A 13,273-nucleotide genomic window follows, 5' to 3' on the forward strand; every position below is an offset into this window, starting at 1 on the left:
TCGACCTGCGGTGTGCAGTAAGCGGCGACGATGGCAAGCGCTCGTCCCGCGAAGGCGCTGGCGCCCTGCAGACGTGTCAGCCAGTGATAGCGCTACCACGCGCTGCAGCCTAGTCACCCACAAAAGCGCTTGTCACCGTGCGTTGCAGCATAGTGATGCGCCTGCACGGTTACAGTGGAAATGACAGTCGCTAGAGCTCGTCAGGGGGCTCCAAGCGCAGCGCGGTTGTAAGCGTTACCACCCGATCGCGCGCAGCAGGACGTTGCGGGCAGTGAACGTTGCACGCTGCGACGCCCTGTGCAGCTGCGTGCGCGGCGACTGCGCAAACGCGGAGTGATCCAGACGCGCCATGCATCGCTGGGCACTGCGCGTACCGGGGCGCGCGGCAGCCACCAGGGCACCCTCCGAGGTGGGTGGAGTGCTACCGGGGCATTGCTGACGAGGCCGCTGGCCAGGGGAATCTCTCTTCCACCTTGCCCTGCCGCCGGGCAATGCAGGGGGAAGTGCGCCCGTCACACCGGGTGATCCGCTCCAGGGACCCGGCGCTACTGCAGTGCCTGCTCCGGCCCGGGCGCAGGCACTGCCACCGGGTCCATGATGCGGCTTTTCAGTACGCTGTCCTTGAAGAACCAGTTCTTTTCGCAGCGGATCGGCTTGCTGCCTTCAAAGAACAGCAACTCATCATCACCGGGCAGCTCCTTGATTTCCTGCGGCAGCATCAGTGCACGGCGTTCTTCGGTATAGCTGTAGGACACGTTGCTTGCGCCACCGCCGCTGCTGGTGGAGCGGTGCTGCCTGCCGATGGTTGCATAGCCCAGCATGTCGCTGTAGGCATTGGCATCTTCCTGCTCGCGCGGGGTGAACACGATGCTGGCCGCATGGTTGGTGATGAAGTTCTTCGCATCGTCGGCGCCATAGGTTGCACGCAACTGCGATTGACTCTGGATGATGCACAAATCGCGCACGCCGTAGCTAGGGATTGTCTGATCAACGCAGCCAGGAGACGGAAAAAGCCGTCCTGGGTCGCGTAAAACTCGTTCAGACCCTCGATTTTCGCCGTTTTCAGCGCATTTCCGAGGGTTTCCCCGGATTACAGACGCAACTCGGCCATCGCAGGCAATAAGTGCTTTCGCTTCTGCCACAGGTTCGACAGCGCAAACAGCGTCAACACCTGCGCGGTGTTCTTCGCCAAACCGCGATAGCGCACCTTGACGTAGCCGAACTGGCGTTTGATAACGCGGAACGGATGCTCCACCTTCGCCCGCAGGCTGGCCTTGGTGTGCTCCCAACGCTTTGCCCGCTTCAACGCGCGTTTGTTCTTGATCTGCTTCAACTTCGAGCGCTTTTCTGCGATCAGGTAGCGCAGCTTGCGCTTGCTCGCCATCTCTTCGCGCTTGTCCAGTCCGGTGTAGCCGCTGTCCCCGCTCACCGTGTCTTCCTTGCCGTGCAGCAGTTTGTGCGCCTGCGTGATGTCCGCCGCGTTGGCTGCCGTGCATTCCACGTGGTGCACCAACCCGGACTCATCATCCACGCCAATGTGCGCTTTCATCCCGAAGTAGTACTGGTTGCCCTTCTTGGTCTGGTGCATTTCCGGATCGCGTTCGCCCTGCTTGTTCTTGGTCGAACTGGGCGCAGCAATGATCGTGGCATCCACGATCGTGCCACCACGCAAGCTCTGGCCCTTGCGTGACAGATGCGCGTTCACTCGATCAAACAGCTTGCGTGCCAAGTCGTGCTGTTCCAGCAGATGCCGAAAGTTGAGAATCGTGGTCTCATCCGGCACCCCATCCAGGCCGCCGATCTTCGCAAAACGCCGCATCGACAACGTGTCGTACAACGCCTCTTCTGCCCCAGGGTCGCTCAGCGCATACCACTGCTGCAGAAAGTGAATCCGCAGCATCGTCTCCAGTCGATACGGCTGTCGACCAGGCTGGCCCGACTTGGGATAGTGCGGTTCGATCAGCGCCAGCAAGGCCTTCCAAGGCACCACCTGATCCATCTCGGCCAGGAACACCTCCCGCCGTGTTCGCTTGCGCTTGCCGTTGTACTCCGCGTCGCCAAAGCTCAGTTGCATCGAAATCGTCCGCTTGGATCGTCGGTCAATTGTCGCAGATCAGGCTGCTTTGTTCAGAGCGTCCCTAGCCGAGATCGAGATGCGCTTGGCCCAGACATCGACCCGACCCATGGCGGTGAATTCATCCATGAGCATCAGCATCTGATACTTGATGGCAGGATCTTCGTTGAGCTGCTTATCGAGATTATTTCCGATGACGGAGCTGAAGAAGATATTCAACAGCTTGCTGCTTTCATCCAGTTTCTGGGTGGGGATGATGACGTAGACGGTGGTGAGCCGTTTGCGGATCGCAGTGACGTCGATGTCGGTGGCATTGGTGGCGGCCGCCAGGATCGGGCTCAAGAACTGCTGCAACGGGGCCTGCATGGTGGCCATGACCGAGAAGAAGGTCTGTTCGGCCAACCCTGCGAGCGCGCTGAAGGTAGAGCGGGTCTGTGGGCTGAGGTAACTGTAGTTTTTATCGGTGAGTAGCATTTTCAACAGATCGTTGGTGCTCTCACCACCATCACCGCCCGTGGACAAGCGCAGTAGGCGCTCCAGGCTTGGAAAGAACGGGCCCTGGTTGGGATCGTCCACGCTATCGAAGCCCCGGCTGCGCATGGTGTCCCATCGCTCGAACATGAAACAAGCGAACGCCACGAATGCGGCGCGTGACTGGGTGACCCAGAAGCTATCCTTACCCGGTTCGTCCGGATACAGGATCGCGGCCATGGTCTGGATGGACGCGATGCGCTCGCGCGGATCGTCCGGCACCAGCGTCAGTGGGTTGAAGCGATGCGTTCTGCCATCGGTGGCGTACGGCGCCCAGACGTAGATCGCTTGCCCTTGCGAGGCCCGGTAGCCGCTGGTGGCCTTGAACAGTTCGCCCTTCAGATCGAGCACCACCATGGACTGCTGGTAGGTCAGCAGCACCGGGATGGCAATGGAGGTGGTCTTGCCCGAGCGGGTGGGGGCCACCACGATGACATGCAGCGCACCGTTGATGTAGATGGAGCGGCCCTTGAGCTTGCCGACCAGGATGCTCTCCGGCTTCTTATCGAGCATGCCGGCCTTTTGCAGATCCGCGACCGTGGCAAAACTGGCTTCCCCATGTAGGGATTGCTGCTTGCTCCTGAGCATCGGGATCAGCAGCAGCGCCCATCCGAGCAGGGGTAGGCCAAAGCCGAGGATGCCGGCGATCTTGATGCGAAGAACGTACGGTTTCACTTGCGGCAGGTCTAGCCCCCGCCAATATTCCAAGTAGGTCGTTGCTTTCAGCGGCACCTGCAGCTTCAGCAGCGCCAAAGTGATAAAGCCGGATAAATACAACCCGGCGACCAGTGCAAGGATCAACAAGATCGCTGCAACGCCCGCCTTTGCCTTGCTACTCATGCGCCCATCTCCGTATGTCGTTGCAGGCAGCGGTTGGACGCGTCGCGTGCCAGAGCCGGCAGGCGCGCACCCGCCGTATCACATGCCCATGCCGGGCTGCGACTGTGCTTGCGATTGGGCTTGCAGGCGGTCCTGGGCGATGATCTGATTGATGCGTGCATGCTCCAGATCGCCGGCCTGCGCCACCTGCATCGAGGCCTGAATCGACGGTGCCGGCTCGTGTATCGGCAGACACGCCAATCCCAGGGGATGGTCGTAACTGGCCGCATACACCGTGTCGCGCGCCACATAGAACTCGCCCTTCCAGCCGGGCTTGAAGTAGGACTCGTTCAGCGCTGCGGTGATCTGAGTCAGGCGCTCTTCCGAAAAATCGTGGCCCTGCTTCTGCATCCGCTCTTGCACGTCCGCATAAAGTGCATGCCGGGGATGGGCGGGGTCGCTGTAGGGCAGCAAATCTGGCGAGGGAGGCGCGCGCTCGCCGTTCTCGGTGGCGGTGGCCACCTGTGCCTCTTCGCGTTGCGCTTCGCGGGTTTTCTCGTCCTCGGCGCGTTTCTCTCGCTGCTGTTGCTGCAAGAGCTGCAGTTGCGATTGCTGCTCCTGCTGCAATTGCCACTGGCGTTGCTGTTCCATCGCTTGCGGGTGCATGTCCTGCTGCTGGCTGGATTGCGCGCTGGCAGGCGCCCTCGGCGCTGGCCGCGCAGACCCATCGTGCATGATGGGCACCTGGGCCTGGCGCTGCTGAGCATCCTGCGATGGCGCCTGCGCCTGATGGCGTGCCTCCACCTCGCCAAGTGCCTGTTGGATGTCGTCGGTACTGGTGGTTGCCGCAACACGCACCGCACCATCGGCGTCCCGCTTCAGATGCTGGATGGGACTGTCCACCGAGTATTGACCGGTCGCATCACGCTCCAATGCCAAAGAGCTGGTCGCTGCATCGATCTCGTTTGCCTCACGTGTACGTTGCACCGCTAGCTGGATTGCGCCTGCGGTCTGGGCATTGGGCGCAACGCCATAGGCGACATAGGTCGCCTCGGTATTGGCCTGATCTTGCTGCTGCAGGGTTGGCGTCTGCCGCGAGGGCATCTGTGCCATTGCCTGCATATGCTGCTCCAATGCCGGTTGCAAGCGCTCACGCGTCGCGTTGAGCTCCAGCGGGACATTGCCTTCGGCAGCAACACCGTCGTGCAGCCACTGACCCTGCGTATCGCGCTCATATTGCCTGCCGTCCGATGCTTGAAGCGAATCCGGGTTCAAGGCCGCCTGCACGGCAGCTGGCACTGGACCGAAATCGTTCCAGCCATTGCGCTGATGGGCAGCCTGATAGGTCGCTGCAATCGCAGCCGGACCTCGGGTGATATTCGCGTCCACCACTTGGGCTGCTTGTTGGTCAAGCGCAGCACTGCGCTCGGGGCTTGCCGGATCAACCGTCCAGACAGGTCGATCGTTCCTATCGACTTCGTCAGCGATCATCCGTGACCACCGGCCATTCGTCGGGTCATGCCGCCAATCCCGCGCGTAGAGATGCGCAGTATCTACCTCACTGTACGGCTGCACATAGGGATTACTGGATTGCACCTTGCCCAGCGCCTGCTCGGTCGCTTCGCTACTGGCGTAATAGTTCAGCTCGCGCGCTTTCTCGGGCAGTGCGAACATGGCCTGCTTCTGCAGCGAATCGACGCCGTCGTTTGGCAGGTTGGCCTTCTCTTGTCGAAGCCACTGGTTGCCATTGAACTCCCAGCTCACGCCCTGCTTGTCAGTCTGTGCATAGATCTGGCGGTTGTCCCACAGGGTCGCGGCCTTGTCGGCAGCGGCACTGAACAGATAGCCATCAGCCACCACCAGCGTGACCGGTCCTGCACCGGTTGTGCCAACAACCGCAGCGGCGGCGGCGCCTCCCGCCCAGCCGCCCACGCCTCGGGAAGCAAAGTGCAGTGCTTCCGAGCGCGCAGCGGTGAGGTTGTCTTGTGCCAAGAGTGTGCCAACACGCTCCCCGGCTTGTAATGCGTCGTAAGCGGTCGCGGCAACGCCCAAACCCGCAAGCCCTGCTGTCATCCCGACACGACGCAAGCCTGGGATTTCAGGTTCCGGCGTGGTTTGGGTATTGCGTCCCTGCCATTCATCCCAGCGTTGCTGACCCGCCAGGGCATGCTCGGTTGGCGGATTCATACGCTGACTGAGCGGAAGCGTGCTTTGGTCCAACGCCTTTGACGTCCCCTCAATCGACGTTCCCCGAAAATACTCCCTGTTATCAAGCCTCAGGACTTTGTTATCGCGTAGCGCATCATCACTGGCAGGGATGCGCAACATGCCTTCGTGTTCACGCGCACGGGCCACGATCAGCTCAAAGGCAGCTTGCTGACCGAGCCGATCTTTGACACCAACCAGCGCCTCACGCGGAAGCCCCTCAATCGAGGTGACGTTCGGATTGGCAAGAATGCGAGGCACTTCAATTTCGCCAAAGACACGGCTTGGCTGAGCGTCGCCTACGATGGCACGAACCTCACCCACGGTTGCATCGGCAAACCGTCCAGACGCGTCTGCCCAAGGACCTTGCGTGGGGTGGTAAAGCCACTCTGTGGCGGGTCCGCGATGAGATCCCTCTATCAGCTCACGAGGCGAAATTTCGTGGATGTCAGCGAGCGCGGTGTAGAACTCGCGGGAATTAAGAAATTTCGATGCCTGACTTTTATCGATAACCCGGATATCTTCCCCAGAATCGACCATCGATCCAATGACATCAGTCGACCAGATATCCTTCGCTGCTGGACCGCTGTAGAGAACAGTGACCTGGCCTGGAGCATTTGCATCCACATGTGCGGCAAGCGACCGCAGCGATTCTGGTGTTTGGTAATCGCCGGGGTTCTGACGAATCCTCTCGATTGCGTCCTGGGCAGATATTGTGTCATTCACACCGAGCACCCCTCATCTACTTCAAAAACGACGTGGTAGCCCGTATTTCTGGAATGGACGCCAAAATCCTTGTATGCGAGCAAGGCATCTTGGAGGTCAGCTATGAATTGGCCCTTGTCAACCTTAAGATGCGCGGGCAGTCCTTTCCCGTCATTGATCCACATCAGTCTCCAATGGGACCATCCGGACTGATCTCGCGCACCTCCACCGCCGATCAAATCCAGTCTCAGCGTTAAAATCTCGCCATGCCAATGGAATGAGAATTTTGTCTGGTTTCTGATTTCAATTTCAGCGCCCGCCCCATTTGCAACATTGCGAAGATACATATTGCGGTCACGGTCGATTGTCCAGTCTCTTGCATTGGTGCCACCGACCACGAAGTCCCTGTCGATCGCTTCCAGGTTATATTTAACAACATCCGACTCAGGAATAAACTCATTCAAAAATGGCATTTTTACTTCCCGACAATGGCTTGGAATTTTTCGTCAACAGCTAATTTCACCAGCTCTGAAGAGCGAAAGACAGCGTCTTAGTTTCGACCCTCGGCAGCAGCCGTTTAGTAAAGCAATTATCTTCGAAAGAATGATCTTCTCGCAGAGAACCGGGCTTGAGATCCTTCATAGAGAAAAACTTCCTTGTCAAAATACATCACTTTCCGCTCCTGCGGCAGCATCGATGCGCGGCGCTTGCCTGTCTCAGAGTGCGACACGCCGCTTTTTTTGCAACTCGTGTGCGACCGTGGTGTGGTGTGGCCGAGCACATATGAGTATTCACTTGCGTCTTTCTGCTCGCGACGGGCATAGGAGGCTTGTAAGGCATGGCCGTCTCAAGAGTCAAGTACAACTGCTGATTTGAATACTGCGATTTCTGCCTCCATCGCTTCCGCTGCGCTGACGCGGTGCGCTGATCGTAGGTGACGTTGATAACCACCGGCATCTTGATCCGTTCGTTGATCCCCAGCTGAATCAGGCTGGCCTGCAGCGCCAGTACCTCGGCACCACGGTCGCCGGGTTGCAGGTGTCCCTGATCGCTGGGCACAAAATTGGTTGGTACTCCTGCGATAGTAGACGAGCCGTTGTCAGTGCGTAGCGCTGGCGGTGTAACCGAAGGTCCGGTAGCCGGGATGGCTGGCGCAGACGCGTTGTCGACTCCGGGTGCACGCACGTTGACGGTGGCGAGCGTGGCAATCTCGGGCGCCGCGTGCGGCGGGACCTGCTGGGCGTTAGGCTGCGAGGGCTGCGCGGCCAATTGCGGCGGCGTGCTTTCAGCGTCAGTCGCCAATCCCTGCCCGCGCAGCTGTACCTCACGCAACGCCTGACGAATGTCCTCACTGCTGGTCACTGCGGCAACACGGTCCACCCCATCGGCATCGCGTTGCAGATGCGCAATCGGACTATCGGCGCCAAACGTGCCGGCCGGGCCACGTTGGAGTTTCATGGCGCCATCGCCGGTGAGTCCATGCGCTGCGCGCGTGCGCTGGGTCGCCAATTCGATGGCTTGCTGCCAATCCGGTTTGAGCTCGGTGCCCGTGATGCGATAGCGGTACAACGTTTCCTCGCGCTGTTGATCCTGCGGCGAGGGCCGCGATTGCGCGATGGCCGCAACGACCTGTGCATGCTCGGCCAGGGCCGGCTGCAGCAGGCGGAGCGTGGTCTCCAGTTCCAGCGCCACATTGCCGACGGCAACGCCACCCTCACCGGACCAGTGGCCCTCCGCATCGCGGTGATAGGCGTGGTCATCCGATGCGGTCAACGCATCTGGATTCGGCAGGGCCTGCCGGAGTGTGTCCGACAATGGCAAACCGGCGGGGGCCCAGCCGCTGCGCTGATAAGCCAATTCATAGCGCGCCGCAATTGCGCCTGGGCTGTTGGCGATGTTCCCGGCGATCACTTGCTGCGCTTGTGCGTCCAGTTCCGCTGCGCGCGCTGGCGCGGCGATATCGGTGCGATACACCGCGCTATCGGCGTCTGCGACCACACCGCTTTGCAGCGTGCGCCGCCATTGCCCATCGTTGGGATCGCGCGCCCAGTCGGCCGTGCTCAGGCTGGGCGGATCGGTGGTGTTGGCCGGCAAACGGTACGGATCCTGCGGTGCTGGAGCATCTTTCAGCGCCAGCGCGGCAGCGGCGTTGGTAGCCTGATAATTGAGTTCGCGAGCTTTGGCGTAGCTGGCCACGATCTGCGTGGAAGTGGGATTGTCCACGCCATCATCGGTGGTATCGGCCTTGCCCTCGCGCGCCCACGCGGTGCCGTTGAACGACCACCGCGTCCCCTGGCGATCGGTCTGGGTGTAGATGGCGCGGTTGTCGAGCAACTCGGCGGCTTTCTCCCCCGCCTTGCTCATGAAATACGCATCGACGGCGATCAAGGCCATCGGCCCGATTGCGGCGCTACTCAAAACTGGCGGGACGTCGGCGCACCCAATCGCAGCGCGCCGTCGCCATCGTCGGCCAATCGATCGTTCGGATTGCTCAACCGGCAACGCCGCAGCGAGAGACAGCCGCAGCCGATGCAATCGGTGAGCTGGTCGCGCAAGGCCTGCAGTTCGCCGATGCGTGCATCCAGCTGCTCGCGCCAGCGTGCGGACATGCGCGCCCACTCCGCGCGTGTGGGCGTGCGCTGATCCGGCAAGACCGAGAAGGCGTCCAGCACCTGCTGCAACGGCACACCTAACCGTTGCGCCACGCGGATCACTGCAATCCGCCGCAGCACATCGCGCGCATAACGCCGCTGATTGCCCGCGGTGCGCAGGCTGCGGATCAGCCCCTTGCGCTCGTAGAAATGCAGCGCCGATACCGCCACGCCGCTGCGCTTGGCCACCTCGCCCACCGACAACTCCCGCTGCATTGCCTTGACCTCAACCTTGGTTGAGGCAGGATGCTGCGCGGCCATGACCGATGCAAGCAGCACGGTTCTGCTCATGCCCACCCGCCCTGGATGTTCGATGCCCACCAATACCGCACCGCCCGCCGCACCGCTGCACGACACGCACCCCACTTCGATCCTGGCAGCGCCGTATCGCGCCGCCACGCTCGGCATGGTGGCGCTGGTTTCGCTCAATGCCTTCGAATCGCTGGCGGTGGCCGCCGCCATGCCGACCGTGGCGCGCGAATTGAACGGCTTGCCGCTGTACGCGCTGGCGTTCGGCGGCACGCTGGCCACCAGCGTGGTGGGCATGACTGCGGCCGGGCGCTGGAGCGACCGTCGCGGCCCCGGTGGCGCACTGGGCGCCGGGCTGCTGTGCTTCGTGCTCGGCCTGTTGATCGCCGGCCTGGCGCCGAGCATGCCGCTGTTGATCGCCGGCCGGCTGCTGCAGGGGTTGGGCGCCGGTGCCTATTCGGTGGCGCTGTATGTCCTGGTCGGGCGGCTGTATCCCGAACACCTGCGGCCGCGGGTGTTCTCGGCGTTTTCTGCAGGCTGGGTGGTGCCGTCGTTGATCGGGCCGAGCATCAGCGGCTTGATCGTGCAGCACGCCGGCTGGCGCTGGGTATTCCTGTCGGTCCCGCTGCTGGCGATTCCAGCCGGGCTGATGCTGTGGCCGGCCTTGCGCGGGCGCACCTGGTCGAACACCACCGCCACCGAATCGAATGCGGTCTTGGGCTGGGCGATCGGCGCGGCCACCGGCGTGCTCGGTGTGTACCTAGGTGGGCAACTGCACGGCATGCGTGCGCCGGTGGCGATGCTGCCGGCGCTGCTGCTCACGGTGTATTGCGCCTGGCAGTTGTTGCCGGCCGGCAGCTTGCGGCTGGCGCGTGGCCTGCCCAGCGTGATCGCACTGCGCGGTATCGCGGCGGCGGCGTTCTTCGGCTTCGAAGCGTTCCTGCCGCTGCTGCTGTCGCGTGAGCGCGGGTTGTCGCCATTGCTGGCCGGTGTCGCACTGAGCGTGGGTGCGTTGGGCTGGTTCAGTGGCTCGTGGTACCAAGGCCATAGCCGTGCCGGCTGGCCGCGACCGCGCCTGCTCCAGGCTGGAGCAGTGTTGATGATGGTGGGGATCGCGATCGGCGCAGGCGCGGTGTGGCCGGCCTTTCCGGTGCCACTGGCGATTGCCGGTTGGGCCTTGACCGGGCTGGGCATGGGGCTGCTGTATCCCAGCCTGTCGGTGTTGACCCTGTCACTGTCGCCGCCCGATCGGCAAGGAGCCAACAGCTCGGCGATGCAGTTGAGCGAAGCCATTGCGGTGGCCGGCATGCTGGCGCTGGCGGGCGCGTTGTTCGCCGCGCTGCTGGCATCGGCCACCATGGCCGCCTATCTGAGCGTGTTCGTGCTGGCCTGGCTGCTGGCGGTGCTCAGCCTGGTGGTGGCGCGGCGGGTCTGAGGCGCCACGCATGCGTGGTGGCGCACTTCTCCGCAACGGAAGGCGGGAGACTGACGCCCTGTTGATCGTGGCGTGCGGATGGCGCTGCCGCACTGTCGCCGCCGTTCGATGGGCATCGCGTGCATCGCCTGCACCGTTGCCCCAACCGACGATCTGATGCGCCCTCTCCTGCCGGCCCCGCATGCGACGCATCGATACGCGCGGGACCAGCGAAGACTTTGCCGATCTTGCCGGCATTGCCTCAATCAGCACGGCGGATACGTCACCGCAACTGATTGGTCATTTTTTCGCCACCCATCTTGACAGCGTTGCGGGCCGGGGCCTGCCGGCACTTGTCCACAGCCTTGTGCAACGTCCATCCACAGGGGGTGTGGAAAACCCGCACTGCCTCGCAGATCCACAGCGACTTGCCTGCGGTTGCGGGATGTGCGAGGCACCACCCTCAATCCAGGATCACATGCGGCACGAAACGCGAGGTGTCGCGCGTGATCGGGCCATCGTCGTCGCGCATGCCCAGCCCGGCCGGGCGGTCGGCCACCACCCAGCTGCCCACCAGCGCATGACGGCCATCGAACACCGGCAATGGATGGTGCGCCTGCAGGATCGCCGGCCCGTCCACATACGGCCCGTCGGTCTGTGCGGTCTCGCCCTGTGCGGTCACCAGGGAGATATTGGCGCCCTCGCGCGACAGCAGCGGCTTGCGCACCCAACCGGCGCTTGCCGCTTCGTTTGCCTGCGCGAAACGCGCGGGCAGCAGATTCGGATGGCCCTGGTGCCGTTCCCACAGCAGCGGCAGGATGCCTTTGTTGCTCAATACCGATTTCCAGGCCGGCTCGATCAGGCGCACGCGGTTGGCGATCAACGCCGGCCCAAAGCGCTCTTCCATCATGAATTCCAGCGGGTAGAGCTTGAACAAGGTCTGGATCACGCGGTCCTGCTCGTCGGTGAACCAGCCCTCAGCGCTCAGGCCGATGTCTTCGATGGCGACTTCTTCGGTCGCGATGCCCACCTGGTGCGCGCAGTCGCGCAGGTAACGCACCGTAGCGCGGTCTTCCAGCGATTCGCGCACGGCGGCGAAGTGCATTTGTGCGCCGACCGCGCCCTCCATCGCCAGCGCGCCCAGCGTTTCGCACAGCAGGTCCTGGATCAGGTTGTACTGGTCGCTGCCCTTGGGCAACGCCCCGGCGGCGATCTGCTGCTCCAGCCACAACCACTGGAAGTAGGCTGCCTCGTACAACGCGGTGGGCGTGTCGTAATTGAGTTCATACAGCTTGGCCGGGCCATCGCCGGAGTAGGCCAGGTCCATGCGGCCGTACAAATGCGGGTCGCGGTCGTTCCAGGAGCCGGCAATCCAGTCCCAATAGAACGGCGGGATGGCCAGCCTGGTCAGCAACTCCTCCGAGCCGACCACCTCACCCACCAACTGCATCGCCATGTCGTGCAAGTCCTGGGTGGGCGCTTCGATGTCGTCTTCGATCTGCCGCAACGAAAATGCGTAGTACGCGCGCTCGTCCCAGTACGGCTCGCCATCGATGGTGTGGAAATGGAAGCCGAGCGACTCGGCCTGGGTGCGCCAATCCGGGCGTTCGGCGATGGCGATGCGTTGCATGTCAGCCGCCGAACCCCGAACTGCGCCCGCCGCTGCCGAACGAGCTGCGTGCCGCTGCGCTGGAGCCGAAACCCGAGCGCGACACGGTGATCGCGCGCGTCGGCATGTCGATGCTGCCGCTGCGCCCGCGCACCGTACCGATGCGATTGCTAGCCAGGTCGCCATTGGGCTTGTAGAAACCGCCGCTACGGTAATCGCGATACAACGGAATTGCACCGCCATAGCGATAACCGCCACCACCGCTCATATTGCCCAGCGCATAGCCCAGCAGGAATCCGCCCATCGGCGGAACCCAGCTCTGCTGGCCCTGGTTCTGTATCGCAGTGCAACTGCCGAATTGTTCGTCGCACTCGTAGCGGGTATTGAAACGCGGCGCGGTCTGCTGGTGTTTGGCAGCCGCCTCATCGTAGGCCTTGAGGCATTGTTCGATGCTGCCCTGTTCCTGTTTGATCTGGTAACAGTCCGATGCCGATTGCAGCACTACCCCGGTTTCTGGCTCCGAGCCGCAGCCGGTGGCCAAGGCTGCCGGCAAGGCGGCCATCAGGGTGAGCTTGAGGTTGCGTGATCGCTTCATGGCGCAGGCTCCGTTACGGCGTGATCGCCGCGGCGTTGATCAGGCCCACAGCGATCGACACGCCGGCAGAAAAGATGCCCGCGGCGGTGACGTTGTCGGTGATCTGGCGCGAAATGCGCCCGGCCACCAGATTGGCCAGCAGATACGCCACCACCTGAATACCGCAGGCCACCAGGCCCCAGATCAAGGCATCGATCAGGCTCACCGAATGGGTGATGGCCGAATGCAGCGGCAGCGCCACGCCGATCAGGTTGCCGGCCAGCGCGGTGGCAGCGGCCACGTTGCCCTGCCGCAGCAAGGTGAAATCCTTGTGCGGGGTGACCAGGGTCACCAGCACCACCGAGACGATCAGCACGCCCAGGCCGGTGCCGAAGTAGGAAAGAAATGCCAGAAAGCTTTGCAGGTTGATCGGGTTCATGAC

10 protein-coding genes and 2 pseudogenes are annotated in these 13,273 nt (G+C 62.5%); 1 reads left to right on the plus strand and 11 read right to left on the minus strand.

Going from position 1 to position 13,273, the window contains the following annotated elements:
- Nucleotides 1-545 precede the first annotated feature (545 nt).
- The 8 genes and pseudogenes from ACCQ13_RS13320 to soxR all read right to left on the minus strand — a co-directional run bounded on the left by ACCQ13_RS13320 (nt 546) and on the right by soxR (nt 9,201).
- Nucleotides 546-929, minus strand: a complete 384-nt coding sequence (locus ACCQ13_RS13320) for a type IV secretory system conjugative DNA transfer family protein (protein ID WP_274391963.1) — start codon at nt 927-929, stop codon at nt 546-548.
- A gap of 161 nt (nt 930-1,090) precedes the next feature.
- Entirely contained in the window at nt 1,091-2,074 is a 984-nt protein-coding gene (locus tag ACCQ13_RS13325) for an IS5 family transposase (protein WP_159406471.1), read from the minus strand.
- A gap of 39 nt (nt 2,075-2,113) precedes the next feature.
- Nucleotides 2,114-3,445, minus strand: coding sequence for a type IV secretory system conjugative DNA transfer family protein (locus tag ACCQ13_RS13330; protein WP_223214328.1), 1,332 nt, complete (start codon nt 3,443-3,445; stop codon nt 2,114-2,116).
- Between the two features lie 78 nt (nt 3,446-3,523).
- Entirely contained in the window at nt 3,524-5,611 is a 2,088-nt protein-coding gene (locus ACCQ13_RS13335) for a hypothetical protein (protein ID WP_425510986.1), read from the minus strand.
- 740 nt (nt 5,612-6,351) lie between these two features.
- Nucleotides 6,352-6,807: a hypothetical protein gene (locus ACCQ13_RS13340; protein ID WP_159407326.1), complete on the minus strand. Its 456-nt coding sequence runs from the start codon at nt 6,805-6,807 to the stop codon at nt 6,352-6,354.
- A gap of 46 nt (nt 6,808-6,853) precedes the next feature.
- Nucleotides 6,854-7,175: pseudogene (locus ACCQ13_RS13345) on the minus strand (type IV secretory system conjugative DNA transfer family protein); the annotation flags it as partial.
- A gap of 470 nt (nt 7,176-7,645) precedes the next feature.
- A pseudogene (locus ACCQ13_RS13350) lies at nt 7,646-8,752 on the minus strand (hypothetical protein); the annotation flags it as partial.
- Nucleotides 8,749-9,201 carry a redox-sensitive transcriptional activator SoxR gene (soxR, locus tag ACCQ13_RS13355; protein ID WP_159407997.1) on the minus strand — a complete coding sequence of 151 codons (453 nt, stop codon included), beginning with the start codon at nt 9,199-9,201 and terminating at the stop codon, nt 8,749-8,751. The pseudogene ACCQ13_RS13350 and the gene soxR, both read right to left, overlap by 4 nt.
- A gap of 97 nt (nt 9,202-9,298) precedes the next feature.
- On the opposite strand from soxR, the gene ACCQ13_RS13360 reads away from it, so the two are divergent.
- The gene (locus tag ACCQ13_RS13360) at nt 9,299-10,669 is read left to right on the plus strand and encodes an MFS transporter (RefSeq protein ID WP_159407327.1); all 1,371 of its coding nucleotides are present in this window, start codon (nt 9,299-9,301) and stop codon (nt 10,667-10,669) included.
- Nucleotides 10,670-11,111: 442 nt separating this feature from the next.
- On the opposite strand, the gene ACCQ13_RS13365 is transcribed toward ACCQ13_RS13360, so the two are convergent.
- Genes ACCQ13_RS13365 through ACCQ13_RS13375 form a run of 3 tightly spaced genes read right to left on the minus strand, consistent with a single transcriptional unit; the run spans nt 11,112 to nt 13,270 of the window.
- Complete coding sequence (locus ACCQ13_RS13365) at nt 11,112-12,278, minus strand: glutathionylspermidine synthase family protein (protein WP_104603100.1); 1,167 nt, start codon at nt 12,276-12,278, stop codon at nt 11,112-11,114.
- Between the two features lies 1 nt (nt 12,279).
- On the minus strand, nt 12,280-12,852 hold the full coding sequence (locus tag ACCQ13_RS13370) for a DUF1190 domain-containing protein (RefSeq protein WP_104603099.1): 573 nt from the start codon (nt 12,850-12,852) through the stop codon (nt 12,280-12,282).
- A gap of 13 nt (nt 12,853-12,865) precedes the next feature.
- A complete protein-coding gene (locus ACCQ13_RS13375; RefSeq protein WP_104603098.1) occupies nt 12,866-13,270 on the minus strand; it encodes a DUF350 domain-containing protein in 405 nt (134 codons plus the stop codon).
- Between the last annotated feature and the right edge of the window lie 3 nt (nt 13,271-13,273).

Source organism: Xanthomonas sp. NCPPB 1638 (genome assembly GCF_041475635.2).
GTDB lineage: Bacteria > Pseudomonadota > Gammaproteobacteria > Xanthomonadales > Xanthomonadaceae > Xanthomonas > Xanthomonas cucurbitae.

Bases quoted from the DNA above. Each gene is read 5' to 3' on its own strand.
- ACCQ13_RS13325 (WP_159406471.1), bottom strand. From the start codon at position 2,074: ATGCAACTGAGCTTTGGCGACGCGGAGTACAACGGCAAGCGCAAGCGA.
- ACCQ13_RS13375 (WP_104603098.1), bottom strand. From the start codon at position 13,270: ATGAACCCGATCAACCTGCAAAGCTTTCTGGCATTTCTTTCCTACTTC.
- soxR (WP_159407997.1), bottom strand. From the start codon at position 9,201: ATGCAGCGGGAGTTGTCGGTGGGCGAGGTGGCCAAGCGCAGCGGCGTG.
- ACCQ13_RS13370 (WP_104603099.1), bottom strand. From the start codon at position 12,852: ATGAAGCGATCACGCAACCTCAAGCTCACCCTGATGGCCGCCTTGCCG.
- ACCQ13_RS13365 (WP_104603100.1), bottom strand. From the start codon at position 12,278: ATGCAACGCATCGCCATCGCCGAACGCCCGGATTGGCGCACCCAGGCC.
- ACCQ13_RS13335 (WP_425510986.1), bottom strand. From the start codon at position 5,611: ATGAATCCGCCAACCGAGCATGCCCTGGCGGGTCAGCAACGCTGGGAT.
- ACCQ13_RS13330 (WP_223214328.1), bottom strand. From the start codon at position 3,445: ATGAGTAGCAAGGCAAAGGCGGGCGTTGCAGCGATCTTGTTGATCCTT.
- ACCQ13_RS13360 (WP_159407327.1), top strand. From the start codon at position 9,299: ATGCCCACCAATACCGCACCGCCCGCCGCACCGCTGCACGACACGCAC.
- ACCQ13_RS13340 (WP_159407326.1), bottom strand. From the start codon at position 6,807: ATGCCATTTTTGAATGAGTTTATTCCTGAGTCGGATGTTGTTAAATAT.